The 23,449-nt window shown below is 69.2% G+C and carries 21 protein-coding genes and 4 pseudogenes; 10 read left to right on the forward strand and 15 right to left on the reverse strand.

Features of this window, described 5'->3' with window-relative positions:
• Nucleotides 1–116 precede the first annotated feature (116 nt).
• The 3 genes and pseudogenes from queC to ACZ7GZ_RS38655 all read right to left on the reverse strand — a co-directional run.
• On the reverse strand, nucleotides 117–836 hold the full coding sequence (gene queC, locus ACZ7GZ_RS38645) for a 7-cyano-7-deazaguanine synthase QueC (RefSeq protein WP_471031903.1): 720 nt from the start codon (nucleotides 834–836) through the stop codon (nucleotides 117–119).
• Between the two features lie 138 nt (nucleotides 837–974).
• Nucleotides 975–3,302 (reverse strand): LuxR C-terminal-related transcriptional regulator, encoded by a 2,328-nt coding sequence (locus ACZ7GZ_RS38650; RefSeq protein WP_471031939.1) that lies wholly within the window; start codon nucleotides 3,300–3,302, stop codon nucleotides 975–977.
• A gap of 54 nt (nucleotides 3,303–3,356) precedes the next feature.
• A pseudogene (locus ACZ7GZ_RS38655) lies at nucleotides 3,357–3,800 on the reverse strand (ATP-binding protein); the annotation flags it as partial.
• Nucleotides 3,801–4,418: 618 nt separating this feature from the next.
• Between ACZ7GZ_RS38655 and ACZ7GZ_RS38660 the strand changes: the two are divergent.
• On the forward strand, nucleotides 4,419–4,985 hold the full coding sequence (locus ACZ7GZ_RS38660; RefSeq protein WP_471031905.1) for a TetR/AcrR family transcriptional regulator: 567 nt from the start codon (nucleotides 4,419–4,421) through the stop codon (nucleotides 4,983–4,985).
• Between the two features lie 265 nt (nucleotides 4,986–5,250).
• On the opposite strand, the gene ACZ7GZ_RS38665 is transcribed toward ACZ7GZ_RS38660, so the two are convergent.
• Complete coding sequence (locus ACZ7GZ_RS38665) at nucleotides 5,251–5,874, reverse strand: TetR-like C-terminal domain-containing protein (protein WP_471031907.1); 624 nt, start codon at nucleotides 5,872–5,874, stop codon at nucleotides 5,251–5,253.
• Between the two features lie 111 nt (nucleotides 5,875–5,985).
• On the opposite strand from ACZ7GZ_RS38665, the gene ACZ7GZ_RS38670 reads away from it, so the two are divergent.
• Both ACZ7GZ_RS38670 and ACZ7GZ_RS38675 read left to right on the forward strand, forming a co-directional pair.
• Nucleotides 5,986–7,203 (forward strand): alpha/beta hydrolase family protein, encoded by a 1,218-nt coding sequence (locus ACZ7GZ_RS38670; RefSeq protein ID WP_471031909.1) that lies wholly within the window; start codon nucleotides 5,986–5,988, stop codon nucleotides 7,201–7,203.
• Nucleotides 7,204–7,326, forward strand: a pseudogene (locus tag ACZ7GZ_RS38675) (lipoate--protein ligase family protein); the annotation flags it as partial.
• A 445-nt stretch (nucleotides 7,327–7,771) separates the two neighbouring features.
• On the opposite strand, the gene ACZ7GZ_RS38680 reads toward ACZ7GZ_RS38675, so the two are convergent.
• Nucleotides 7,772–8,365 (reverse strand): TetR/AcrR family transcriptional regulator, encoded by a 594-nt coding sequence (locus tag ACZ7GZ_RS38680; RefSeq protein WP_471031911.1) that lies wholly within the window; start codon nucleotides 8,363–8,365, stop codon nucleotides 7,772–7,774.
• 258 nt (nucleotides 8,366–8,623) lie between these two features.
• Here ACZ7GZ_RS38680 and ACZ7GZ_RS38685 point away from each other — a divergent pair, with 258 nt between their 5' ends.
• Nucleotides 8,624–9,769: an FAD-dependent oxidoreductase gene (locus ACZ7GZ_RS38685; RefSeq protein WP_471031913.1), complete on the forward strand. Its 1,146-nt coding sequence runs from the start codon at nucleotides 8,624–8,626 to the stop codon at nucleotides 9,767–9,769.
• On the opposite strand, the gene ACZ7GZ_RS38690 is transcribed toward ACZ7GZ_RS38685, so the two are convergent.
• From ACZ7GZ_RS38690 to ACZ7GZ_RS38715, 6 genes are all read right to left on the reverse strand, one after another.
• Nucleotides 9,766–10,566, reverse strand: a complete 801-nt coding sequence (locus ACZ7GZ_RS38690) for an IS5 family transposase (RefSeq protein ID WP_471031941.1) — start codon at nucleotides 10,564–10,566, stop codon at nucleotides 9,766–9,768. The genes ACZ7GZ_RS38685 and ACZ7GZ_RS38690 overlap by 4 nt on opposite strands.
• Before the next feature lie 800 nt (nucleotides 10,567–11,366).
• Nucleotides 11,367–11,744 carry a nitrilase-related carbon-nitrogen hydrolase gene (locus tag ACZ7GZ_RS38695; RefSeq protein ID WP_471031916.1) on the reverse strand — a complete coding sequence of 126 codons (378 nt, stop codon included), beginning with the start codon at nucleotides 11,742–11,744 and terminating at the stop codon, nucleotides 11,367–11,369.
• On the reverse strand, nucleotides 11,636–11,881 hold the full coding sequence (locus ACZ7GZ_RS38700; RefSeq protein ID WP_471031918.1) for a nitrilase-related carbon-nitrogen hydrolase: 246 nt from the start codon (nucleotides 11,879–11,881) through the stop codon (nucleotides 11,636–11,638). The genes ACZ7GZ_RS38695 and ACZ7GZ_RS38700 overlap by 109 nt, the downstream gene beginning before the upstream one ends.
• Before the next feature lie 219 nt (nucleotides 11,882–12,100).
• Entirely contained in the window at nucleotides 12,101–12,337 is a 237-nt protein-coding gene (locus tag ACZ7GZ_RS38705) for a hypothetical protein (RefSeq protein ID WP_471031919.1), read from the reverse strand.
• Between the two features lie 201 nt (nucleotides 12,338–12,538).
• Nucleotides 12,539–13,321 (reverse strand): peptidoglycan-binding domain-containing protein, encoded by a 783-nt coding sequence (locus tag ACZ7GZ_RS38710; RefSeq protein WP_471031921.1) that lies wholly within the window; start codon nucleotides 13,319–13,321, stop codon nucleotides 12,539–12,541.
• A gap of 109 nt (nucleotides 13,322–13,430) precedes the next feature.
• Nucleotides 13,431–13,688 carry a sigma factor-like helix-turn-helix DNA-binding protein gene (locus tag ACZ7GZ_RS38715; protein ID WP_471031923.1) on the reverse strand — a complete coding sequence of 86 codons (258 nt, stop codon included), beginning with the start codon at nucleotides 13,686–13,688 and terminating at the stop codon, nucleotides 13,431–13,433.
• A gap of 442 nt (nucleotides 13,689–14,130) precedes the next feature.
• On the opposite strand from ACZ7GZ_RS38715, the gene ACZ7GZ_RS38720 reads away from it, so the two are divergent.
• The gene (locus ACZ7GZ_RS38720) at nucleotides 14,131–15,198 is read left to right on the forward strand and encodes a TAXI family TRAP transporter solute-binding subunit (protein ID WP_471031925.1); all 1,068 of its coding nucleotides are present in this window, start codon (nucleotides 14,131–14,133) and stop codon (nucleotides 15,196–15,198) included.
• 27 nt (nucleotides 15,199–15,225) lie between these two features.
• Here the strand turns inward: ACZ7GZ_RS38720 and ACZ7GZ_RS38725 are convergent, their stop codons facing one another.
• The 3 genes from ACZ7GZ_RS38725 to ACZ7GZ_RS38735 form a co-directional block, all read right to left on the reverse strand.
• Nucleotides 15,226–16,617 carry a sensor histidine kinase gene (locus tag ACZ7GZ_RS38725; RefSeq protein WP_471031926.1) on the reverse strand — a complete coding sequence of 464 codons (1,392 nt, stop codon included), beginning with the start codon at nucleotides 16,615–16,617 and terminating at the stop codon, nucleotides 15,226–15,228.
• The gene (locus ACZ7GZ_RS38730) at nucleotides 16,614–17,300 is read right to left on the reverse strand and encodes a response regulator transcription factor (protein ID WP_471031929.1); all 687 of its coding nucleotides are present in this window, start codon (nucleotides 17,298–17,300) and stop codon (nucleotides 16,614–16,616) included. The genes ACZ7GZ_RS38725 and ACZ7GZ_RS38730 overlap by 4 nt, the downstream gene beginning before the upstream one ends.
• Before the next feature lie 123 nt (nucleotides 17,301–17,423).
• Nucleotides 17,424–18,812 (reverse strand): MFS transporter, encoded by a 1,389-nt coding sequence (locus tag ACZ7GZ_RS38735; protein ID WP_471031931.1) that lies wholly within the window; start codon nucleotides 18,810–18,812, stop codon nucleotides 17,424–17,426.
• 387 nt (nucleotides 18,813–19,199) lie between these two features.
• Here ACZ7GZ_RS38735 and ACZ7GZ_RS38740 point away from each other — a divergent pair, with 387 nt between their 5' ends.
• From ACZ7GZ_RS38740 to ACZ7GZ_RS38755, 4 genes and pseudogenes are all read left to right on the forward strand, one after another.
• Nucleotides 19,200–19,412, forward strand: a complete 213-nt coding sequence (locus ACZ7GZ_RS38740; RefSeq protein ID WP_471031933.1) for a DUF5999 family protein — start codon at nucleotides 19,200–19,202, stop codon at nucleotides 19,410–19,412.
• A gap of 482 nt (nucleotides 19,413–19,894) precedes the next feature.
• Complete coding sequence (locus ACZ7GZ_RS38745) at nucleotides 19,895–20,554, forward strand: hypothetical protein (protein WP_471031934.1); 660 nt, start codon at nucleotides 19,895–19,897, stop codon at nucleotides 20,552–20,554.
• Nucleotides 20,555–20,626: 72 nt separating this feature from the next.
• Nucleotides 20,627–20,842 (forward strand): annotated as a pseudogene (locus ACZ7GZ_RS38750) (hypothetical protein); the annotation flags it as partial.
• A 121-nt stretch (nucleotides 20,843–20,963) separates the two neighbouring features.
• A pseudogene (locus ACZ7GZ_RS38755) lies at nucleotides 20,964–21,194 on the forward strand (DUF475 domain-containing protein); the annotation flags it as partial.
• A 245-nt stretch (nucleotides 21,195–21,439) separates the two neighbouring features.
• On the opposite strand, the gene ACZ7GZ_RS38760 reads toward ACZ7GZ_RS38755, so the two are convergent.
• Nucleotides 21,440–21,724: a hypothetical protein gene (locus ACZ7GZ_RS38760; RefSeq protein WP_471031942.1), complete on the reverse strand. Its 285-nt coding sequence runs from the start codon at nucleotides 21,722–21,724 to the stop codon at nucleotides 21,440–21,442.
• Nucleotides 21,725–22,267: 543 nt separating this feature from the next.
• Between ACZ7GZ_RS38760 and ACZ7GZ_RS38765 the strand changes: the two genes are divergently transcribed.
• Nucleotides 22,268–22,777, forward strand: coding sequence for a hypothetical protein (locus tag ACZ7GZ_RS38765; protein WP_471031937.1), 510 nt, complete (start codon nucleotides 22,268–22,270; stop codon nucleotides 22,775–22,777).
• Nucleotides 22,778–23,449 lie beyond the last annotated feature (672 nt).

A 23,449-nucleotide genomic window follows, 5' to 3' on the forward strand; every position in this document is an offset into this window, starting at 1 on the left:
TGCCCCTCGCCCCTTCGCCCATGTGCCTCCTCGCGGCGACGGTACCCGCCCCCCCCCCCCCCCCGCCTCCCCCCCCCCCCCCCCCCCCCCCCCCCTCCCCCCCCCCCACCGTCGTGTCACGGGGCGGCGAACTGTGTCACGGCGTCGACGTAGTCGGTCGGGTCCGGCAGCCCGGCCTCCTGGAACGCCTCACGGCGCTCGTAGCACGTGCCGCACGTCCCGCAGTGCCTCTCGCTCCCCTTGTAGCAGGACCAGCTCAGCTCCAGCGGGGCACCCAACCGCGTCCCGTGCGCCGCGATGTCGGCCTTGGACCAGGTGATGAACGGCGCCTCCACGGCGGGTGTGCAGAAGCCCTCGTTGGCCACCTTCACCAGCGCGTTGAGCGTCTGCAGAAACGCCGGACGGCAGTCGGGGTAGATGAAGTGGTCGCCCGCGTGCATGCCCAGGGCCACCGTGGCGGCCCGGTTGGCGACGGCCACCGACACCGCCACGTTGGCCAGGACGGCGTTCCGGTTGGGCACCACGGTCGCCCGCATCGACTGCTCGGCGTAGTGGCCGTCGGGGACACTGACACTGTCGTCCGTCAGGGCCGACCCGCCGAGCACGGAGCCGAAGCCGCTGAGATCGACGATGTGGTGCTGCGCTCCGTAGTGCGCGGCGACCGCGCGCGCGGAGTCGATCTCTTTGCGGTGCCGCTGCCCGTAGTCGACCGTGACGGCGATGAGGTTGTAGCCGAGCGCGGCATAGTGCGCCATGAGGGTGGTGGAGTCCAGGCCTCCCGACAGAACCACCACCGCGGTGAACGGATCGGCGCTGCTGTTTTCGTCGTGCTCCATCAGAAACCTCCGGTCGTGGGCTTGAACGCCGAGAAGAGCGACGCCTCGGCTGCGGAATTCCCACCATGGCGCACGGGGTGATCCGCGCACATCTCGGTGGGGAGCCGAAGGAACGCGGGCGACCGGCCGAAAGCCCGATCAGACGGTTCCGATACGCGCGCGGTCGGTGGAACCCAGCAGCACCAAGGCACCCGGGGTGCGGAAGATCTCCTGGAAGTCGCGGCGGCCGGTGATGCCGAGCTTCCGGTAGGCGCTCGACAGATGCAACTCGACCGTACGGCGGGTGATGCCGTGGACAGAGGCGATCTGCCGGTTGGTCGAACCCTGTGCCGCCTCCAGGAGGATCTGCCGTTCCCTGGCGGTCAGGTCGAACAACCCACGCAGCGAGGAGCGCTCTCGATCGCTCTCGTAGCCCGCCGCTAGCAGCATCTTGGCATGCTCGGCCATCGGCTGCGCACCGCACCGGGAGGCCAGCCCCACCGCCTGTGTCAGTTCGGCTGCCGCTTCGGGCTGCCGGCCCAGCCGGGTCAGCAGTGCCCCCAAGTCGGCCTTGACGCAAGCCAGGTCCAACTCGTTGCCGTCCCTCTCCAGCAGGCCCACCGCCTCGCGCAGCAGGCCCTCGCCGCGCGCCTCGTCCGATACGGCGGCAAGGGCGCGCAGCGCCCGTGCCAGGTCGAGGGATGTCTCGACGGCCAGTATCTGAAGGTCGGCTGCCTGGCGGGCCTGCTCCAGCAGACCGGTCCTTTGCATCAGGACGACCGCGTTCCGCCGCCAGGAGACGGTGGCTGTGGGGCGTATGCCGAGACTGTCGCAGTGCCCGACCAGTTCGGTGAGGTCCCGTGCAGCTGCGGGCAGGTCACCGGAGGCGGCTCGAAGCCTGGCTCGGGCCAGGAGGACGGGGCCGTGCCAGCCGTGAGCTCCTTTCCGGGCCCAGTGGTGCCGACGTAGCAGCGCCCAGGCCTGGTCGTAGTCGCCCAGGCTGACCAGTACGTCGGCGAGTAGTCCGACGACCGGGGCCAGGAAGGGTACGCGGGGGGAGGAGTCCCCGCAGTACGCAGACAGGCCGTGCAGGCAGGCTCCCAGTTCTTCCCGGGCCGTGGTCAGCCGGCCGCGTTCCAGTGCGATGTGGACGGCCACCAGCTGCAGCAGCGGATCCTTGGGCGGAAAGGAGCCGCCCCCCGGTGGGGAGTGTCGGTGCAGGTGTTCGGCGGCTTCTTCGATTTGTCCGTTGTGCAGCAGGACGGCGAGAGCCGCCGGTACGGCCAGTGGGTGCACCGGTCGATTCCCGGCATGCTGGTCGAGGGCCTGATATGCCTCTTTCAGTGCAGATCGGGGGGCGGTGGTGTCGAGGTCCTGGCAGAGGGCTCGTAGGGCGTTGACGGCTGTGTGCAGTGCGGGCGAGGACATGGCGGGCGGAAGGCCTGATGCGGGAAGGGCCGGCAGGACCTGGGCCAGGCGTTGTGCGGTGACGGCGGGGGGCTCGTCGAAGAGGGTGGTGGTGACCCGGTGGAGTTCGGGCCAGCGAGCCAGTTCGGTGCCGGCGAGGGCGATGGCTGTCGCCGACAGTACTCGTTCGGATTCCTCCGGGTCGGGGACGGCGTAGAGAGCCCATCCCAGCCGGTGCAACAGTTGTGCGCGGGCGCTGTCGTCATCGGCCAGGGCAAGCATCTCCACGATCGCCTGGATGCCGTCGGCCCAGTCGGTACGCAGCCGCACTTCTGCGAGGAGCAGGAGCGCCTCCCGATGGTCCGGGCCAGTGGCCACTCGCAGCGCTTGGGTGAGGAAGCGCTGCGCGGCCTCGTGGTCGTGGGCGGCTGCGCACGCATGGCCGGCCCGCAGGAGCACTCCGGCCGACCAGGAACTGTCCAGCGGGGCACCGGAGGCGATGAGGTGGTCAGCGGTGAGGTTGGGCGGAGCACCGATCTCGTGGAGGTATCCGGCGGCTTTGAGGTGCGTCGCGCTTCGCGCCATGACTGTCATTCTGTCGGCGAGTGCGGTGCGCAGGAGTGGATGCCGCAGGCGAAGCGTGGCGTCGTCGGCGATCAGTCCTCTGCCGACGAGGAGATCGGCAGCGAGCAGGGTCTGTTCGAGCGGCATCTCGCTGAGGTGGGCAACGAGCCGGATGGCGTCCTGGCCGTTCTGCCCCACGACGGCGATCAGGGCGGCGAGCGGTCCGAGAGCGGGATCGGTCATGTTCAGCCGCCCGGTCACGGCCTCGGCGACCGGCGCCAGCACCGCCGCCTCGAGTGCGGTCAGGTCCGTGGAGCAGCCCCGTCGCTCTTGCTGCCGGACCCAGTCCAGCAGTTCCCTGAGCATGAACGGATTCCCGGCGCTGAGCCGGTGGAGAGCGGCAGCGAGTTCGGGCCGGACGCTGTGCCGGAGCCGGGAGCGTGCCAGGTCGGCGGTCTCCTGTGTGGACAGGCCTTCCAATACCAGCTGGTGAGCGCCGTGGCTCAGCTGCGCCAACTCCCGGGGTGCCCTGGGCGCTTCGCCCTGCCGAGTGGAGAGGACCACGACGACCGGTAAGTGAGAACATTCGTCCAGCGTGCGGCGCAGTTGGCTCAATGCGGCAGCCGGCGCCCGGCAGGCATCGTCGACGGTGACCACCACGGGCGCGCGTCTGTCGGCCGCATGGAGCGCGACCTCGGCTGCGGTGCACAGCTGCCTGTCCGCCGGGGTCGGTGACGCTTCGGCACTGCTTGCGGGAAGCGTCGCGAGGTTTTCGTCTCCGTCCTCGCAACGGTCTGGTTGATGTGCGTGGTCCATGCGGATGACGAGAGACCCTCGCCCGCGCGCAAACGTCCGGAACTCTCGCAGTAAGGCGCTGCGCCCGATGCCGAGCTCACCGGTGATCGTGTACACGGTCGCCCCGTTGGCCATGCTGTGGTTGAGGGCTTCACGGAGCAGGCGCAGTTCTTTGCCCCGGCCGGTGAAAGAAGGCGAGGAATGCTTCGGTGTGGACATGACTAACTTCCGTTCGTTGCTGTGACCACAGAGATAGCCACCGGACAGGCCCGGTTCCCACTGACCTGGGGGCGTGTCGAGCCGGAACCAGGGGTGCCTCGTCCGGTCGGGCCGACACCGGCCGGACGGGTGCGGCAGTTCGCAACCAAGGCCGACCTGCAGCGCCCCCTTTCCCCGACCTCGGCAACAGCGCTCCTTCGCCGCCAGGACGCCTGGAACTCGTCTGCGCTCAACACCCGCCGCCGCACCCGGGATCGAGGCGTTCGGAGGGGTCGGTCGTGGGGCGTCGGGGGTTGAGGCCGTGCACGGGACTCCTCCAGCTAACGCAATCGTTTTGCGTTAAGCCACCGTAGAACCTGTGGCGGACTAAAGCAAACTGTTAGCCTTTAGTTCTTCGGGTGCCCTGCCGCTCCCGCCTCGACCGAGAGGGAGGACGCCCGTACCCTCCGCCGCACTCACACCGCCGAACGCGCGGGCCGCGGCCACCGCCGAACACGCCCACTCCGCCGCCGCGGCCGCGCGAGCCGGACTTCACGGGCGGTTTCCCCGCGCTGTTCGGCGGTGCCCAGGGTGGACGCCGCCCCTCTAAACGCAAGGACTGAGCTTTAAGATGGCTTCATGAGCCGTAAGCAGATGGTGCGCCCCGGCGGCCGCAGCGCCCGCGTGCAGGCGTCGGTGCACACCGCCGTACGCGAACTCCTGTCGGAGGTGGGCCGCGACGCGCTGACGGTACCCCTGGTCGCCGAGCGCGCAGGAGTCACCCCGTCGACCATCTACCGCCGCTGGGGCACCCTCCAGGAGTTGCTTTCGGACGTCGCGGTGGAGCGTCTGCGACCCGACACCGCACCGGAGGACCACGGGGCCCTGTCGTCCGACCTGACGGCCTGGGCCGAGCAGTTCCTCGACGAGATGTCCTCTCCCACCGGCCGGGCCTACATCCGTGACGCCCTGCTCGGCGACCCGGACGGCGGCAACGCCGGCCGGTGCTCGGCCTATGCCGCCGAGCAGATCGAACTTGTCCTTGCCCGCGCGACCGAGCGCGGGGAGCGGACACTCGACGTCGAGACGGTCATCGACCGGGTCGTCGCCCCCCTGATGTACCGGATCCTCTTCCGCCCGGGCGGACTCGACGCCGCGTACACGCGTCGACTGGTGACAGGAGTCCTCGCCCGGCCCGGCCGGTGACCTGGCGCGGCCGCACGACTGGCCCAGCCCTCTGCCACCGCCCCGACGGACCGTGAGTGTGTTCGATGGCGGGCGGTCGATCGGCGTCGCCGACAACGCGCGCACGAGAGGGCGGTGCGTGAGCTGTCGTCTGTCGTGTCGTCGCCTGAGCGCGTGTGGTCGCCGGCCCGTGGCCGGACGGGGCCCGCGCTGAAGCCCTGGAGCCCTGAGGGCCGGATTCCCTCTGCCCGCACCGCGCGATGCCGGCACCCGCGGAGCGGGCTCTTCAGGCGACGAAGGCAGCGAGGAGTTTGTCGGCCAGGCGGTCGAGGTAGTCAGGAGCAGTCGGGGTGCGGACGACGGCCAGACGCCAGTAGAGCGGACCTGCGAGAAGGTCGAGCGCGAGTTCACAGTCCAGGTCCGCGGGGAGTTCGCCGCGCTCGATCGCCCGTTCCAGCAAACGCGTGGTCTTGCTGCGCCGGGCATCGCGGACGGCGGTGAAAAGTGCCTGCTCCAGCTCGGGATTGCGGCTGCTCTCCGCAAGCAGGTCGGGAATGATCTTCGAGGGGAGCCGGTGGCCCAGCGCGCCGGCGATCTCGGCGAGGAGAGCGATCACGTCGCCGCGCAGGGTGCCGCTGTCGGCGACCTCGGGTGCGTCCACCGCGACAGCGGAGACCAAGGCCACGGTCATCTCCAGTTTGGACGACCAGCGGCGGTAGATGGCGGCCTTGCCCGCTCCCGCCCGCCTGGCGACTGCTTCCAGGGAGAGCCGGGCGTAGCCGACCGACGCCAGTTCCTCGAAGAAAGCGGCCGAGATCGCCTCGGTCACCGAGTCCTGAAGCACGGGCCCTCCGGGCGGGCGGCGCTGGGAGGCGGGGGCGGGGGCCTGAGGCGCACGGGAGGTGGACATGCTCCGAACCTATCACCAGACGGAACGCTTGCGTCTCGACTATGCGAGGGTTAGTGTCCGTGAGGGGCGAGACGGAACGGATCCGTCTCGACAGGCGGTTTCGGGAGTGCCATGCGATTCCTTTTCACGGACCAGTCGTTCTCCTTCGAGGCGCTGCGCGCGGCCGGGTTCGCCAACTACGGCGGCGCCGACCTGGGCGAGGTCGTGTCCACCGTCCGCAACATCGGCGAGGGCGACGAAGAGGCCTGGCTGCGCGAGTGGAAGAGCACCGCGCAGCGTGTCCACGCCATCGGCACCCGCGCCCAGGCGGGCGGTCACCGGGTCAGCGCCCGCGAGGCCCTGCTGCGCGCCTCGAACTACTACCGCACCGCTGAGTTCTACCGTCGCGACGATCCCGCCAACGACCCCGAGGTCGAGCTTCTCTCCGCACTCTCCCGCGAGACCTTCGCGGCCGCCGCGGCCCTGATGGACACCCCTGTCGAGGCCGTGCGCATCCCCTACGGGGACACCGACCTGCCCGGCTACCTCTTCCTCGTCGACGACTCGGGCGCTCCGCGCCCCACCGTCATCTTCACCAGCGGCTTCGACTCCACCTTGGAGGAGGCCTACTTCGCCGTCGCCGCGGCCGCGCTGCGCCGCGGCTACAACGTGCTGGCTTACGACGGGCCCGGCCAGGGGTCGGCGCTGCGCGAGCAGGGACTGGTCTTCCGCCCGGACTGGGAAGCCGTGGTCACCCCGGTGGTGGACTACGCGCTGACCCGCGCCGAGATCGCTCCCGACCAGCTCGTCCTGCTGGGCTACAGCCTCGGTGGCTACCTCACCGCCCGAGCCGCCGCCCACGAACACCGCCTGGCCGCCCTGGTCCTGGACGACGGCCTCTACGACTACTACGACGCGCACACCCAGTCCATGCCGCCGTTCCTGCAGGAGTGGGTCGAGACCGGACGGGACGACCTCGCCAATCCTGTCGCGGGCCTGCTCATGAAGGGCAACACCCAGCTCCACTGGGCCCTGCGCAACGGCGTGTGGGCGTTCGGTGCCGCCTCGGTCGCGGACTACATCCGTCGGACCGCCGACTACACCCTCGACGGCGTCGCCCAGCTCATCGACTGCCCCACCCTCATCCTGGACGCCGAAAGCGATCAGTTCTTCCGCGGCCAGCCCCAGCGGGTCCAGGCCGCCCTGACCTGCTCGCACACCCTGATCACTCTCCGTGAGGCCGAAGGCGCGGGCGAGCACTGTCACATGGGCGCCATGTCCCGCTTCCACCAGGTCACCTTCGACTGGCTCGACAACACCCTGGCCCAGTCGGCTCAGCTCAGCAGCTGAGTGCGCAAGGAGAGGATGTCCGACAAGGGGGCCAGGAGCACCAAGAAGCGCGTAGACCCGCTCCGCCGGCAGACGGGCCTCGCGCGGGAGCAGACTGCCCGAGCGGAGGAACTGGTGCGGACGACGCGAGCCGTGCTGAGACGAAACTCGGAGCGGCTTCCAGCCGTTCTCGGCGGCCGCCGAGGGCATGTGCTTCTCGACGGTCTGGACGAGGGGCGACGCGATGGCGATGCCCACGCCTCGGACGTGTGCGGGCAGTGCGGACAGTGGACGGTGGCGTGCCCACCGGGCGTATCGCTGCAAGGATCGCGAATACGTGCGGGTGGCCCGGGCTGTCGACAGCGCTGACCTACGGGGCAGGCTCGATCGGGCAGCCGATTCGGACAGTCCGTGGGCCCGGTGCCACGCCGGGTATGTGCTCTGGCTCCTTGACCGCCCTGACGTGCCGAACACCCGTCATATCTGGCAGACCTGGGTGGCAGGCGAGGCTGCGGCGTTGATGTGACCGGGGGACGATAGTTCCCATTGCCGTCTGAGGGGTGGCTGCGGCCGAAACGCATGGTGGGGGCTACGGGGCAGGCGGCTTACTGGGCGGTTCCCAGCCGCGTGTGAGGATGTCGAAGATTGCCTCGACGGCGGCTCGGCGGTCTTGCCGACCGCGAGTAAGGGCCGGGATGTCGAGTACGAATCGAGCAAGAGCCATACAGGCGAGGTCGTCGTGGTCCACGCCGACCTCGTCGGCGATGGCTGCGCTGAGGCTGTCGGTGTACCGGGTCCACATGCGTTCGGCGTACGCACGCAGCACCGGCGTGGACTCCACCAGGTTGGTGAACGCGGCCGCCTGAGGATGTGCCTCGATCGAGGGCCAGGTGTCGAGGACGTGCTGTCGGAGGGCGTCGAGGATGCTCTGACCGCAGGGTCGCTCCCGCACCGCGGCGATCAGTTCTGACTCACGGTCCTGGTCCTGGTCGAATACCAGCGCTTCCTTACCGCTGAAGTGCTTGAACACCGTAGCGGTCGACACGTCTGCGGCGTCGGCGATGTCACGGATGCCTACTTGATCGTAGCCATGCTCCAGAAAGAGCTGCAGTGCGGCGTCGGCGATTGCCTGCCGGGTGGCTGCCTTCTTGCGGTCTCGGCGACTGACGGGGGGCACGGTCATGGCTAGAGACTATCCGACAGTCGAACCATTCTCTAAGTAGAGTCGTTGCACTTTTTTGCTTGTTCTGATTTTATGAGGTTGTGAGCAGCTGAGCGGCACTTCCTTGCCGGCACGGTCATCGTCTGCACCGCACCACCGGTTGCCGTCCCATCCATCAAGGGACGCGCAAGGCACCTCCATGACCGAGGCAACCTCTGAGTGCCGCCGCCCCGCCCTGTTCGCCCGATGACTCCTCTTCGCCGACCGAAAGGCACAACCATGAAGTCCCCAGAACCCGCCAACGCCGGCATCAGCATCATCGGCGCCGGACCCGGCGGACTGACCTGCGCACGCATCCTCCAGCAGCGCGGCATCGCGGTCACCGTCTACGACCGCGACCCGGGCCGCGACTTTCGCAACCAGGGCGGCACCCTCGACCTGCACGCGGACAACGGCCAGGTCGCCCTGCGCGAAGCCGGCCTGCTCGACGAGTTCTTCGCCCTCGCCCGTCCCGAAGGGCAGGAAATGCGCCAGATGGACCCGACCGGCGCGATCACGTCCCACCAAGTCCCGGCGGCCGACGAACTTTTCAAGCCGGAAATCGACCGCGGCCAGCTGCGCAACCTGCTGCTCGACTCCCTGGAGACGGGAACTGTGCGCTGGGGCCGCTCCCTCGACACGATCAGCGGACCCGCCGATGGGCCGCGGCAATTGCACTTCGCCGACGGCACGAGCATCGAGACCGATCTGGTCATCGGCGCCGACGGCGCCTTCTCCCGGGTACGTCCGGCCGTGTCCTCCGCCGTCCCCGAGTACACCGGGATCAGCTTCCTGGAAGCACGGTTCTCCGACGTCGACAACCGACACCCCGGGATCGCCGAGCTGGTCGGCTCGGGCAGCGCCCACGCAGCTGATGGCGAACGCAGCCTGTTCGCCCAGCGCAACAGCGGAAACCACATTCGCGTCTACATCATCCAACGCGTTCCGGTTGACTGGATTAGCGCCAAGGGGCTGACCGCCGAGGACACCGATGGCATTCGCGCCGTGCTACGCGACGAGTACTCCCACTGGTCGCCCCGCATGCGGCAGCTGATCACCGAAAACGACGGCCCCTACATCCACCGCCCGATCCTCGCCCTCCCCGTCCCGCACACCTGGGATCACAACCCGACGGTGACCCTGCTCGGCGACGCCGCCCACCTCATGCCCCCGCTCGGCGTCGGCGTCAACCTCGCCATGCTTGACGCCAGCGAACTCGCCCTCGCCCTCGCGAACGCAGCCACGGTCGACGACGCCATCCGCGCCTACGAGAAGACCATGCTCCCCCGCTCCACCGAGACGGCCAAAGCCCTCGAACATGGCACCGAACACCTGCTGTCCGCCGACGTACCCGACTTCGGCGGCGACAACGATGCCCAGCCTTAGAAGTGGAACGAGGTCTTCAGCCGGCGCCAGCAGATGACGGCGCAGCCCAAGGTGACGAAGGCTTGGTGGATGTCGTCGCGGATCTCCCAGCGAATGCGCAGGCGCCGGAACCAGTGCAGCAGCGCGATCGCACCCTCCACGACCCAGCGGTAGACCCCGAGGCCGGAACCGTGTTCGGTGCCGCGCCGGGCGATGACCGGGGTGATCTCCAACCTGCGGACCCGGTCACGATAGACGTCGTGGTCGTAGCCACGGTCGGCATAGACACGCTTCGGGCGGCGCAGCGGTTGGCCGCTCCTGCCACGGATCGGCGGAACGGCCTGAATCAGTGGGATCAGCTCTGTGACGTCGTTGCGGTTTCCCCCGGTCAGAGTCACCGCCAGAGGAATGCCGTGTGCCTCGACAATCACGTGGTGCTTGCTGCCGATCCTGCCGCGGTCCACCGGGGAACGTCCGGTGGCCGGCCCGCCCTTCATCGCGCGCACGTGCGAAGAGTCGACGGCAGCCCGGGAGAATTCCAGCATCCCGGCCGCCCGCAGTTCGGCGAGCAGCAACTCGTGCAGACGCTGCCAGACCCCGGCCTCGTTCCAGTCCCGGAGCCGCCGCCAGCAGGTCATCCCCGAGCCGAAACCGAGCTCTTGCGGTAGATACCGCCACGGGATGCCGGTGTACAGCACGAACAAGATCCCGCACAGCACCCGACGATCATCGATCCGCCGGCGCCCCGGATACCGGAAGCGCCGCTCGACCACTGGAAGCAGCGGTCCGATCCGCTCCCACAGACCGTCCTCGACCAGCCACGGCTTGCTCCCACCATGCGTCTCGGCCGCCCCCACCCCCTGTCTCGCGAGTTACCACGCCAACTGACACCCCGTCATTCCCGAGCGGCGAGCACACCTCATTCTGATCCCAGTCCTTAGGCCAGCGGTGGCGTCGCGGCCAGGTCCGGTTCGCCAAGCAACGTCTGGCCCTTGCCGCGTTGCTCGTGTGGTCCTGATCGTTTGACGACTCGCCCGGGCAAGCTGCGAGTTCGGCGCTCTCGATCCGGTGCGGGACGGGGTGTCTCCCATGGTCACGGAGCGAGGAGCACGGCGGTGTCCGACCGCGGGACTGGTGCCGCCCGGATCGAAGCATCGCCCGGCCGCGCCGGAAGGCAGGGCCGGCGCGCGGGTCTTGACGGCCTGCCCGGGCGCGAGCTGCTTTTCGGGTTCACGGCGCCGGCACTGCGCCAGTGCCTGAGGCGGACTCGGGATCGGCTGGCTATGACCGGCAGGGAGCTGAAGGCGCGGTGTCCGGACACCGCCGGAATCGGGCCTGGCATTTGGTGGCCACGAGAGGGACGGGTCACCGGATCCTCCGCGGTGGTCAGGGTGGACGCACGGTTCACCTCCTCCTCAGGCGTTTCGGCGTGCTCTGGTGAGCCGCCGCCGGGGAGGAGTATGGACCTGAAGGCCGAGTCCTTGGGGCGGGGAAACTACCTGCCCGGGTACGTGTTCGCCGGGTACCGGGCCAGTGGCCGCCTGAAGATTCCCCGTGATCTTGGGCACGTCGTCGTTACGCCGTGAGGGCCTGATCCTGTTGGTGGCGCAGGCGTGTCTCATGGGGTGTGAGTAGCCCCAGTGGACTTGTTTGCGCAGGCGGCGTCTGTTGAAGGTCTCGATGAAGTCGAAGATGCCGGCGCGGGCGGTCGCGCCTTCGCCGAAGAGGGTGCTTCGACGTGGGTCGGCTTGAGCTTTCGGCGGTACAGGACCGCCGCGGCGTCGGGGCCGATGAGGGTCTGGGCGATGTAGAGGCTGCCGTGCTCCTTCTCGCTGTAGCCGAGTGCCACAGTCGCGCCGGTACGGCGGGCGGCCTGCCGGATGGCGGTTAGGTGCTTGCCGTCCACGCCATGGGGTTGGCGTGGTACCGGGCGCCGTACGGCATCTGGCCGGCCACCGCGGAGAGCCAGAGGAAGATGGGGTGGCCCGGAATCCATGTCTCGGGGAAGGCGATGAGTGCGAAGTCCTCGGCTGCGGCGTCCTCGATCAGGCCGACGTTCTTCTCGACGGTGGCGTGGGCGTCGAGCCAGACCGGCTCGGCCTGGACGGCGGCGACACGGTAGGTGGTTGGCAAGGGCGGTCAGCGCCAGTAGCCGCGGTCTGAGGGGTTCGGAGGCCGGCAGGTGGCCTCGTGCCGGATGCGTGGCGCACGATGGCCGCCTCGCTTGAACCAAGGCGCTGTGGTTCGTGCTGAGCAGGGCTCTGAGATCACGGCCGCCGGTCACGCCCACCCCCCGACGGTCATTACGCAACAGCCAACTCGCGTCGGCGCGCGGGTTGGCCGGGAAGGCGATCAGCCGGTGCGGCTGCATGAGATCGGTGCGCGCGGTGCCGGGGAGGTGTAGGCGGCGGCCACCGTCTTCGGGTCCAGCTCCAGCTCGACGGCGATGTCCCGGTTAGTGCGCACGTCGGACGGACTGCGGCCGTCGGCATACCGAGCTCGCTGGAGCGCGGCAGCGGCATCCAGAACCTCCACGCCCGGCTGGTTGCGCAGTGCCACCAGTCCGCTGGCGGCGTCGGCGGAGTCCATGACGGACCGTGCCTGCGGCGAGGACCGCCTCGCATGCGCTCACCGCAGGCCACCCCGGTCAGCTCGGTGATGCGGGCGTTGGCCCCGGGGATGTGGGGCAGGCCGCGGCGGGCAAAGCCCTGGCTCCGCTGAGCTGGTGCGGTACCGATGACCAGTCCTGCCCTCGTGCAGCGGTATACGGCTCTGCGTGTTCCTTGAACGTCAGCGGTCCGCAAGGGAGGCGCAGGTCACAGGGCCGAACACGCCCACGGGATCGCCGGTGAGGCTGCGGTTGTCCTGGTACTGGGTGACGCCGCGGAGGGTTGCGTGGTCAAAGACCCCGGTAGGCGAGACGTACGTGAAACCCTGTCCGTAGAGCAGCTGTTGGAGGCGCTTTACGTCAGGGCCGGCGTCGCCTGGGCTGAGGGTGCGCAGGCATCGGGAGGAGGACCCACTGTGGTGTGCCGAGGCGGGTCTGCGGGGTGGCGCGGAGGTGGATGGACGGGTCTGTCTGCCCACACCGGGGGAATCCGACACGTGTCCGGTCGTCGGCATCACCGGTTCGTCCGGAGCGGCTGGTGAAGCCGGCGGGACTGCCCTGCCGGTCTGGTCCACCACCGGCATACCGCCCGAGGACTCACGGGGGTCCGTATCGCCAGGGCACAGCATCGTCGTCAACACCGTTGCCAGCAGCAGTCCGGCACTGACCACGCCCGAGAGCAGCAGGTCCGAGCGGGTCCACCCGGCCCTGAGGGTGCGGCGGTGCTGCCTGCGCCGATGTCTCGGCCCGGGACGTCCCACCGGCCTTTCCGGAATCGTCGGACCACTCTTGGCCTTGGCTGTGGCCCAGTACTCATCGAAGAGTCTGGCCTGCGGTACGTCTTCCACCTCGGACCGGAGTACTGGCCGGACGAAGCCCGCGACCGGCTCCTGGCCGAGATCGTACGCAAATGGTGATCGGTGCACTGCACTTTTCCTTTGGCAGGCTTTCGACTCTGGCGCCATGGCAGCAGCCGACTCGGGCGCAATGGGCGAACGCGGGTTTTGCGGCTGCCTCGCGTGCGGCCGCCCGGCCGGTTTCTTGTTGACGCCTATGCAGAGCGCCTTGGGCGCATCACCGGAGCCACCCCTGCTCCCGCAGTATTCCTCTGAGTTCCTGCAGTCCGCAGTACACCCGCGACTTCACCGTGTCGTGGGGAAGAGCGAGCACTGCCGCAGCCTGCCGGGTCGTGCGTCCAGCCAGATAGGACTCGACGATGGCCTCGCGGTGCACGGAGGGCAGGCTGGCCAGGGCGTCCGCGACGGCCACGGCGGACGGCTTGAAGTCCGGCTGTTCTGTGCCGACAAGAAATCTCGTCGCTTCCTTGCGCATGCCGTTATTTCACCCAGTTCGTTCTATGGCTGCCCAGCGCGCGTCAGGCGGGCAAAGCCCCCCGCGTACGGCAGGAACTCCGACGTGAGTCATATGACGCCTTTCCTCGAGGTTTACCGAGAGGACGCGTGAAGAGGGCCAGTCTTCTATGAGTCGTCGCGCGGGCCGGCATTCGGCCAACATGGCTTGTTCGTGGGCTCCAGTGATCAGCATGCTACTCATGCCGTTCGACGTAACCCTCGGTAAGTTGCCGCAGTCGAGTAGGCTTATGGCTCTCTTAAGCATTGTTTGAGGGTGTGTTACTGAAGTTGAAGACGGCACCTGACGAGGTCGTGTAGGAGGTTCAGCGCAGCCCTCGTCCGCCGTCGCCACCGGGCTGGTGCCGGTGCGGGCCCGGCCCAGCTCATGGCCGCGGCGTGGGACCTGCGGTTACACTCCCGCCGTGACCAGCGCAGACGCGCCAGCTCCAGGGAGCCGCGAGGCGGGCTGGATACCGGTGCCCGTCGCACCGGCGCCGAGCGAGCCCGTGCGGCCGCTCCCGCAGGCCTCCGCCCAAGGTCTCGGGCGCCGGGTGCTGCTGGGAGGGGGCCTCGGCGGGTTGGTGTCCGTCCTGGCCGGATGTTCGGCGCAGTCCGGTCCGATGTCTCGGCTACGGTTCGCAACCGGGCCGCAGGGCGGGCCGTACCACGCCTTCGGGCAGGCGCTGTCCGAGGCCGTCAACACGGACGGTCACCGGCTCCGGGTCGATCCCATCGGCACCTCGGCGAGCGTGGACAACCTGCGCCGGCTCGACCACGGTTCGGCGGGGCTGGCATTGGCGATGGCGGATGTGGCCGAGGACGCGGTGCACGGCCGGGGGGAGTTCGCCCGGCCGGTTCTGCTCACGGCGCTGGCCCGGGTCTATGTGAACTACACACACCTCGTCGTCCCGGCGCACGGCCCGGTCAGGACGGTGCAGGCGCTCGCCGGGCGACCTGTCGCCACGGGGGCGCCGGGCTCGGGGGTGCAGGTCCTGGCGGGGCGGTTGCTGCAGACGGCCGGGCTGACCGGTGACAGGGCGGTGCGCGAGCTGCGGCTCGGCCTCGCCGCGTCGGTGGAAGCCCTGCGCAACGGCACGGTCGACGCGTTGGTCTGGTCCGGAGGCGTGCCGACGCCCGCGTTGTCGGAGCTGGCGCGGACCGTGCCGTTGCGGATACTGCCGCTGGGCGGCCTCGTGGAAGCGCTGCGGGAGCGTTACGGCTCGGTGTATTCGGCGGTCACGCTTCCGGCTGGGGCGTACGGGCTGGGCGAACCCGTGGGCACCGTCGGTGTCGGCAACTACCTGCTGGCGCGGGCCGATGTGCCCGAGCGTGCGGTGCGCGAGCTGCTCCAGGTGGTGTTCGACCGGTGGCGCGACCTGCTGCGGGAGGTGACGGCGGGGGCGCGGCTGGAACCGCGCTTCGCCATCTACACCGGAGGGGTGCCGCTCCACCCGGGCGCGGTCGCCTACTACCGGTCCGCGTACGGCTGACCGCGGCTAGAGGCGGCGGGCAGGTGGTCACTGGTCACCGGTTCTCCTGCCGTCCGGCAGCAGCAGCTGAACGGCGAGGCCGCGTGGTGTGTGGTGGCCGGCGTCGAGCCGACCGCCGCTGATGCGTGCGATCTCGTCGGCGATGGCCAGTCCGAGCCCGCTGCCGGGGGTGTTCTGGTGCTGGGCGCCGCGGACGAAGCGCCGCAGCAGTGTGGGCACCTGCTCTTCGGGCACTCCGGGGCCGTCGTCGGTGACACGTACGACGACTGCGTGGTCCCGGAGCCCCGCGTGCACCTCGACACGGCCGCCGGGCGGTACGAACTTGGTGGCGTTGTCGAGCAGGGCGTCCAGGACGCGGCCCACCGCGTCGGGCAGGGCCCGCGCCCGCAGCCCGTCGTGGATGTCGGCCGTCAGGTCGATACCGGTGTTGCGGAAGACGGAGTCCCATGCCGACACGCGCTCGCGTACGGCCGCCGTCACGTCCTGGTCGGTCAACTGGGCAGTGCCGGACTCCACCCGGGCCAGCGCGAGCAGACCGTCGAGTAGTTCCTCCAGGCGTTCGACCTCCTCCACGGCGCGGGAGAACTCGGCTCGGCCCGGGCCCGGGTGCAGGTGGGGTTCGAGGTTCTCCAACTGCAGCACGAGGGTGGCCAGAGGGTTGCGCAGTTGGTGCGAGGCGTCGGCGACGAAGTCACGTTGACGGCCGATGGCGTCGGCCACCGCCTCCGCCATGCTGTTGAAGTGCTGCCGCAGGCGGCGTAGCTCCGGCGGCCCGGTCTCGGAGACGGCCCGCGACGTCAGACTGCCGGCAGCGAGCTCTTCCACAGCTGTGTCCAGGTCGCGCACCGGGCGCATCAGCCACCGGGTGATCCCTGCCGCGACCAGGGCCGCCGTGGTGAAAGCGGCCAGCGCGCCCGCCGCGATGAGCGACGAGCGGACGGCCACGTCCCGTCGCGCGGCACTGGTGGGGACGCCGAGTATCACTGCTCCACCCACCCGTTCGTCCTGGCCCACGGGCTCGGCAAGGACCACGGTGGAGGGACCCCATGGCCAGATCGTCGGCAACCCCGCCGTCGGGCGGCCGGTCAGCGCCTGGCTCCGGACGTCCACCGCCCCGGCAGCGGCCCTCGCCGCCGCTCCCGTTCCGGCCCGCGCGACCGTGCGTCCCGTGGCGTCCACGACCAGCACCCCGGCCCCGTACAGGGCGGCGTACCGGCCGATCTCGGCGGAGAGCTCGCCGCGGTCGGTCCGGGTGCGCACCCGGTCGGCGAGATCGGCGAAGCGTACGGCTTCGGCCCGCCGCTGGAGCAGCAGGTGCTCGGTCCGGCCCCGTGCGGAGGCGTCGGCCAGCGGAAGGGAGAGCAGGACCACCACGACTCCCATGAGCGCGATCAGCACGGCCAGCAGCCTGCGCCTCACCGGTGGTCCTCCTGGCCCGCGGTGCCGAGCTGGTAGCCGAACCCGCGGACCGTACGGATCAGGCCCGACCTGCCGGTTTTGGCGCGGATGCCGGCGACGTGGACGTCCAGGGAGCGGGAGGCGGCCAGGAACACATCGCCCCAGATGCGGTCCAGTATCTCCTCACGCGAGTGCACCTCGCCCGGCCGGGCGGCCAGGTATGCCAGGACATCGAACTCCCGGCGGGTCAACCGGATCTGCGTCCCCGCCACGGTGACGGTGCGGGCCGCCGGGTCGATGTCGACGTCACCGGCACGGACCGGCTCGCCCGTGGCCCTCTCGCCGGTTGCTGGGTCCGTTCGGCGGCGTACGGCGTCGACGCGGGCCATCAGCTCGGTCATCCGGAAGGGCTTGACCACGTAGTCGTCGGCGCCCGCGCGCAGGCCCTGCACGATGTCCCGCTCCTCGCAGCGCGCGGTCACCACGATGAGGGGCGCGGCGCACACGGTGCGCAGCCGACGCAGCAGTTCCAGCCCGTCCAGGTCCGGCAGGCCCAGGTCGAGCAGCACGAACTCCGCTTCGCGAGCGTGCTGCAGGGCGTCCGAGGCGCGGCCGACCCTGCGGACGGTGTGCCCGCGCCGGGCGAGGGCGGTGCCGAGGGCGTGAGCCATGCGGTCGTCGTCCTCGACCAGTAGTGCGTGCATGCGGATCAACCCCTGTCACCTGGGACAGCGCCTCCTGGCATATCCCATCGGGCGCCATGCGCGGAAGAGGCCGCCCGCCCGCAGGCTACGGCACGGCCGTCGCCGCGCCGCAGCCCCGGAAGATCAGCGCGTGCTCCCCAGGGGGACGCCCGCCTCCGCGGCCGGGTCCTTCACCACCACCGGGCCGTGGCCGTCGTCGGCCCGGCTGAGCGCGGCGTCGCGCGTGTCCGGCATCAGCACGTACGTGACCAGGGAGACCAGCGCGCACCCCGACACGTACCAGAAGAACGTCGTCTCGTGGCCCGCGTTCTTGAACCACAGCGCCACGTACTCCGCCGTACCGCCGAAGAGGGCGTTGGCGATCGCGTAGGGCAGTGCCACACCCAGGGCGCGGACCCGGGTCGGGAACAGTTCCGCCTTCACCGCCGCGTTGATCGAGGTGTAGCCGGTGACGATCACCAGGGCGAGCAACGACAGCCCCAGCGCCGGCCAGAACGACGACGCCTGCCGCAGGGCCGTCATGATCGGGTAGGTGCCGACCGTACAACCGACCGCGAAGGTGATCAGCAGCGGACGGCGGCCGATCCGGTCCGACAGCGCCCCGGCGAAGGGCTGCAGCACAGCGAAGATCGTCAACGAGACGAAGCTGACCAGCGTGGCAGTGGTCTTCGCCATGCCCGCGCTGCCGATCAGGTACTTGGTCAGATAGGTGGTGTACGTGTAGTAGGCCACCGTACCGCCGAGCGTGAGCGCCATGACCAGGAACGCCTGACGGCGGTGTTGCCACAGTGCCTTGAGTGTGCCGCGGTTGCCGACGTCGCGGATGCCGGCGGACACTTCGGTGAACGCCTCGGTCTCCTGAAGACGGCGGCGCAGCCAGAAGACCACCACGGCGAAGAGCGCTCCCAGCACGAACGGGATCCGCCAGCCCCAGCTCGCCAACTCGGCCCTGCTGAGCGTGTGCTGCAGGGTGATGAGGATGCCCAGTCCGAGCAGTTGGCCGCAGGTCATCGACACGTACTGCATCGACGACCCCAGCCCCCGGCGACCGCGGGCCGACGCCTCGGTCAGATAGGTGGCGCTCGCGGCGTACTCCCCTCCGATGCTCATCCCCTGCAGGAGCCGCGCCAGCAGCAGAACCACCGCGCCGGCATAGCCGGCCCGGCGGTAGGTCGGGGCGACGGCCATCAGCAGGGCGGCCACCGACATCATGGCGACGGTGAGGGTGAGCGCGCTCTTGCGTCCGTGCCGGTCCGCGGCACGCCCGAGGATCCATCCCCCGACCGGCCGCATCAGGAAGCCGACCGCGAAGATCCCCGCCGTGTTCATCAACTGGGCGGTTGGGTTTTCACCGGGAAAGAACGAGTCCGCGAAGTAGATCGCGAAGGTGGCGTAGACGAACCAGTCGTACCACTCGACGAGGTTGCCGAGCGATCCACCGACCAGGGCGAGGCGGCGCTTCGCGCGCTCGCCGTCCGGTGATGTTCCCCGTGTACCGACGGACCGTGACATGGCGGCTCCTGAAGAGAAGTCCCCTGGTAGGAGGGGGTGAGTGACGTGCCCAGAGCATGCGGCTGCCGCCATGCCGGGACAAGGCCGGGCCGCCAGATCTAACATCCCGCTAAGAAAGCGACCGGGGTTACGGCGCATCCCCACACCCCGGGCGGCATGACCACCACCCGCCACACCGGGCAGGCCGCGCCCATGGTGCGCGGCGAGTGTCCCGGCGTTCGCACCCCGGCCTACGGCCCGTCGTCGTCCGTCACGCGCCGCGGGGATCGCCACCGGAGGGAAGGAGCCTTGCGGGACGGCGGGGGAAAACGCAGGTAGCGGGATACGTACTTTCCCCGTCCCCTCTCCGGAGACCTCGGTATCTCATTGATGCATGACACAGCACGCATGAGAGCGAAGGCACGAAGATGCGTTTCCCACACCCCGCCATGTCCCGCGTGGGACGCTTCGGACGACGTCGCCCGCCTCGTGGCCTCCAACCCCAGTCAGGGATCGTTCCGGCTGGGCAACGGGGTGGTGCTCTTCTTCGACGACGGTGGGGAGATCCTCCCCGACCAGGCCGGAATCCCGCCGCAGCGGCCCCCACGGAACCTGCCATGAGCCCCCGCCCAAGGCGGCACCCCATTGCCGTCGCCAATACGCCTGGTGCAACGACGCGCGAAATCGATCGCCGCCTCGGCCAGGAACCGTGCGCGACACCCGGCCAGCCGGCCCCCACCGAATCCGGCGCGCTGTCAGTCCCAGCGGCGTTGCCCCAGGGACAGCCGTCCACCGCCGCCCAGCTCATCACCACTGGACGGCGTCGCATCCTCCGGCTCGCAAGGCACGGCCGCACACACGGCCGCCTCCGAGGATTCTGTACGCAGGTCCCCCCGATCCGCCGGGCGCCGACAAGACGGCCTACACCGACGCCGCACCCGGACGGTGTCAACCGGACAGCTTTCTGCAGACCCCGGCCACCCAATGCCAGGGGCGTCGAGCCCGCAGCCCTGATGCCAACCTGGTCGACAGCCCTGAATTCATGACCCGTGATGACCCGTCGACCCACCGCAGTGCGCAGCGCGCTTCCCACGCTTCTATCGGTGATCACTCCCGACCCCGCCCGCTCCACCCAGATGCTCCAGCGCCTGCAGGCCAAGGAGCAGCGAACATCAACTGTTTTGTGGGGATCCCACACCATGTATCGGATACTCCGCGAGGCCCACACCCCTTTCGCGGTGCTGGATCTGCCACTGGTCTTGGACACCGGGCAGGCCGTCAGCTATGTCCGGCGGCTGCACCGCCTCGGCTCGGTCATCGTCCTCGTCGAAGACCAGCTCGACGCGGCGGCATGCTTCCAGGCGGACGCCCACGACGTACTGCGCCGCCAGGCCCACCCCGTCGAACTGCTCACCCGCCTCGGCGCCAGATGGCGTCAGGACGCGAATACCGGGGCAGCGTATCTGCGCACGCAGAAGTTCCGGAGTGTGCGCGGCGGCCTCGGACCGGAGTTCCCCGAGCGCCTGTCGGAAAGCGAACGGCTTCTGCTTGCCATGTTGCAGCGTGCGGACCGTATCGTGACCCGCAGGGAGCTGAGAGCCGGCCTCGGCTTCGGGGGCGTTTCCGTCTCGGATCGCGCGCTCACCCAACTGGTGTATCGACTGAATCTCAAACTCCGGCTATCCGGTCTGCATGCCACGTGCGCGACGAAAATCGGATACCGGCTCACGTCAGCCCACGGCGCGAGGCCGGGGACGCGATAGACAAGGGGGCGCTACTGAGCTGACCCTGGTTTTGGTATGCCCCCAGGTTCAATGCGATCTAGTTGCTAGAGAATTGACTATGTCGGCCTTCGGAGGGCCCGTCATGCCTCGCAGCTATCAGCCCGAGTTCCGCCGCCGTGTCCTCGATCTGGTCGCCTCCGGCCGGAAGATCGCCGAGGTGGGAAGCGGTGGCGCACCCGGCTGGAGCTGTCCACCGCGCTCTTCGAGTACCTGGAGATCTTCCACAACCGACAGCGCAGGCACTCCGCTCTGGGCATGCTCAGCCCAGTGGAGTACGAACTGCATGCAAAACCTCCGTGTAACTCGGGGCAGGCCGCCGGACTCTGCGAAACTCGGGCAGCTCACTACACGAGGAGGAGAAGGTCAAGGCCGAGGGCAGGTCGGCCCGGCGGTCGCCCTCGCCGACAAGGCCTCGTTCTTCCTGTTCCTGTACTTGGAGGCCCTGGCAGGGTCGTTCCCCCTCGACGGGGTGATCGGTGCCTTCGCCATCACCAACCACATCCTTGGATGGTGCTCGGCCTCGCGGTATCGGCGCCATGCACGTCCGCGCCCTCACGCTCTACGTGGTCCGCCAAGGCATCCTTGACGACTCCGTCGACCTGTGAACCACGGCGCCCACAACATGCGCAGCCCTGTTACCGCTCGTTGGACGGCCGTGCCTCGCGATGCCGCGGCCTGGATATTCCATGGCGAAGGCGTACGTCGCGTCGCCGAGAGTGCACCGGACAGTCATCCATCGCCTTCCGCACCACTATGCGAGCGGAGCCAGCGCCTCGGTGCCCAGCCCCGGTGTGGCCCGCCCCCTGGCCCAGGCGCACACAGGCTGAACCCGAAGCCCCTCAAACGAGTTGGACAACAGTCTGTTCACTCCGCCGGCATCTCCGGACGCGCCTGCATGAGGCCAATTGACCCGGAAAAGTCCTCCGCCCGAAGCCTGACACGGCCCTCACTGTGGACCAATCCCCGATGATCCGTGCACAGCCGGATCACTACAGCCCGGTCGAAGACACCGTTGCCGCTGTCACCTATCTCGGAATCGATCCAGTCCAGTACACAGTGCCAGTGCTGGAAGTGCCGCCGGTCGAAGTAGCCCATGCGGGAACTGAACACAAGTGTTTCATAAGTCCAAGAATACTGGTCAGCCGTCATGGAAGACCCCTGGTGTACTAGTGGGCCCTCAGCCGTTGTGCCCGACGATCAACTCGACGGTGACCACTCGCCATGTGTCGTACCGTCCGACGTAACGCTGCGCACTGAGAGCCGCACGTGTGGCCCCCGGGAGCAGCATCCGTCCAGCGGCCATTCGGGGCGAGCGTATATGTACCTGCCCAGGCACTCCTCTTCTGGTCACGCACGCATGGCCCAGGGACGCTGCTTGACCGCTGCTTGCCATGCACCGCCGGAACCGAATAAGGCGGCACAAGAACAACGTAGGGAGCGCTTCACCCGTGTCCAGGCTCACGAAGGCGCGTGGCCCCGCCAACCACCCCGGCCGCGCCGACTGGGCCGCCGCCGATAGCCACCCTTAGCCGGCACAGGAGGCGACCGTGCCCCGCAAGACCAGCCGCACGCTCTACTCACGCGCGGACCTGCGCAAGGTTCACGGCATCAGCGAGCCGACGCTTCAGAACTTGTGGACCGACCGGGAGAACAACGGGGCACCCACCCGTCGCGGAGACCATCGACGGCGTCATGCACTGGGACGGCGACGTATGGGCGGCGTGGCACCACGAGCTTCAGCGGCAGCGCACCGCAGCCAGCACCACCAACCCGCCGAAGCTCGACGGCGACCCCGAAGAGATGGTCGGCCCCGCCGAAGCCGCGAAGATCTGCGGGTTCGCCGACTCCACCACCGTCTCCCACTACGTCAAGAACCCGCCGGAGGGGTGGCCAGAACCGGACGACTGGGACGAGCTTCCGACCTGGCGGCGTCCTAAGTGGAAGCGCTGGCGGCTGTGGCAATACCTCGCCGATCGGAAGGGCCGCGGTCACGCTGGCGGACGGCCCACGGGCCACCGCGGACTGGCCTACCCCTACCAGGGCGACGAACGACTTGCCCTCGCACGCCGAGTCCTCGCTGAGAATCCGACCGCGACGAACGCGGAACTAATCCCCGGGCTCCAGACCCAGACGGAGAAGACCTACTCCCGCCCCACCTGGAATCTGATCCTCAAGTCCGCCCGAGAACACCCCGAGGACTGACATGACCGCCGAGTCCTCCCGCTGCCCGCGCTGTGCCGGGGCCCTCGGCGAACCTCCAGCGCGTTCGCGGCTCACCACTGACCGCGACGTCTTCATCTGCACACCCTGCGGGACAGACGAGGCCGTCCGTGACGCAGGTGGACAGCCACCCGTACCGTTTGGTGAATGGCCCATCCGGGGCTGATGACCGCAGCTTCGCCGAGCCGCTGCGACACACGAAGCGGGTGGGGCAGGCCCAGCGGCCCCTCACCCGCTTACGCGGTTCGCTACTGACTTCGGCTCGTCGGGGTGAATCTTCGCGAAGTCGCTGATGGGCCCGGTCCGGCGGCTGTATCCCTGCGCGTGTGAGGTATGCGGATGGGGGCGGGCTGACCGCTGCGGGACGGCGGCGCCGGGAGTCGGCACGGATGCAGGCGGCTGAGCTGTTCGAGCAGAAGAATGGTGGTGCCGATGAGGCTGGCGGCGACGATGCGGGGGAGGCTGGACGGGGCTGGCGGAGCGCTTGCTCGCGACGACATCGGCACCACTTCCTGGCGTTCGACGGGGACGTTTGCGTGTCGCCACACCGTAGGAACGGGCAGGTCAGACATCCCATGGCGTAGGGATGTCAAGCGGCTCCGGCGAGGGTTGCGTGGTGTGACCACGCGGTGGCCTCGTCGTAGAGGGTGCGGG

This window comes from Streptomyces sp. NPDC037288, assembly GCF_055603265.1.

Bases quoted from the DNA above. Each gene is read 5' to 3' on its own strand.
- queC (WP_471031903.1), bottom strand. From the start codon at position 836: ATGGAGCACGACGAAAACAGCAGCGCCGATCCGTTCACCGCGGTGGTG.
- ACZ7GZ_RS38660 (WP_471031905.1), top strand. From the start codon at position 4,419: ATGAGCCGTAAGCAGATGGTGCGCCCCGGCGGCCGCAGCGCCCGCGTG.
- ACZ7GZ_RS38665 (WP_471031907.1), bottom strand. From the start codon at position 5,874: ATGTCCACCTCCCGTGCGCCTCAGGCCCCCGCCCCCGCCTCCCAGCGC.
- ACZ7GZ_RS38670 (WP_471031909.1), top strand. From the start codon at position 5,986: ATGCGATTCCTTTTCACGGACCAGTCGTTCTCCTTCGAGGCGCTGCGC.
- ACZ7GZ_RS38680 (WP_471031911.1), bottom strand. From the start codon at position 8,365: ATGACCGTGCCCCCCGTCAGTCGCCGAGACCGCAAGAAGGCAGCCACC.
- ACZ7GZ_RS38685 (WP_471031913.1), top strand. From the start codon at position 8,624: ATGAAGTCCCCAGAACCCGCCAACGCCGGCATCAGCATCATCGGCGCC.
- ACZ7GZ_RS38695 (WP_471031916.1), bottom strand. From the start codon at position 11,744: ATGGATTCCGGGCCACCCCATCTTCCTCTGGCTCTCCGCGGTGGCCGG.
- ACZ7GZ_RS38705 (WP_471031919.1), bottom strand. From the start codon at position 12,337: ATGGACTCCGCCGACGCCGCCAGCGGACTGGTGGCACTGCGCAACCAG.
- ACZ7GZ_RS38710 (WP_471031921.1), bottom strand. From the start codon at position 13,321: ATGGCGCCAGAGTCGAAAGCCTGCCAAAGGAAAAGTGCAGTGCACCGA.
- ACZ7GZ_RS38715 (WP_471031923.1), bottom strand. From the start codon at position 13,688: ATGCGCAAGGAAGCGACGAGATTTCTTGTCGGCACAGAACAGCCGGAC.
- ACZ7GZ_RS38730 (WP_471031929.1), bottom strand. From the start codon at position 17,300: ATGCACGCACTACTGGTCGAGGACGACGACCGCATGGCTCACGCCCTC.
- ACZ7GZ_RS38735 (WP_471031931.1), bottom strand. From the start codon at position 18,812: ATGTCACGGTCCGTCGGTACACGGGGAACATCACCGGACGGCGAGCGC.
- ACZ7GZ_RS38740 (WP_471031933.1), top strand. From the start codon at position 19,200: ATGAGAGCGAAGGCACGAAGATGCGTTTCCCACACCCCGCCATGTCCC.
- ACZ7GZ_RS38760 (WP_471031942.1), bottom strand. From the start codon at position 21,724: ATGACGGCTGACCAGTATTCTTGGACTTATGAAACACTTGTGTTCAGT.
- ACZ7GZ_RS38765 (WP_471031937.1), top strand. From the start codon at position 22,268: ATGCACTGGGACGGCGACGTATGGGCGGCGTGGCACCACGAGCTTCAG.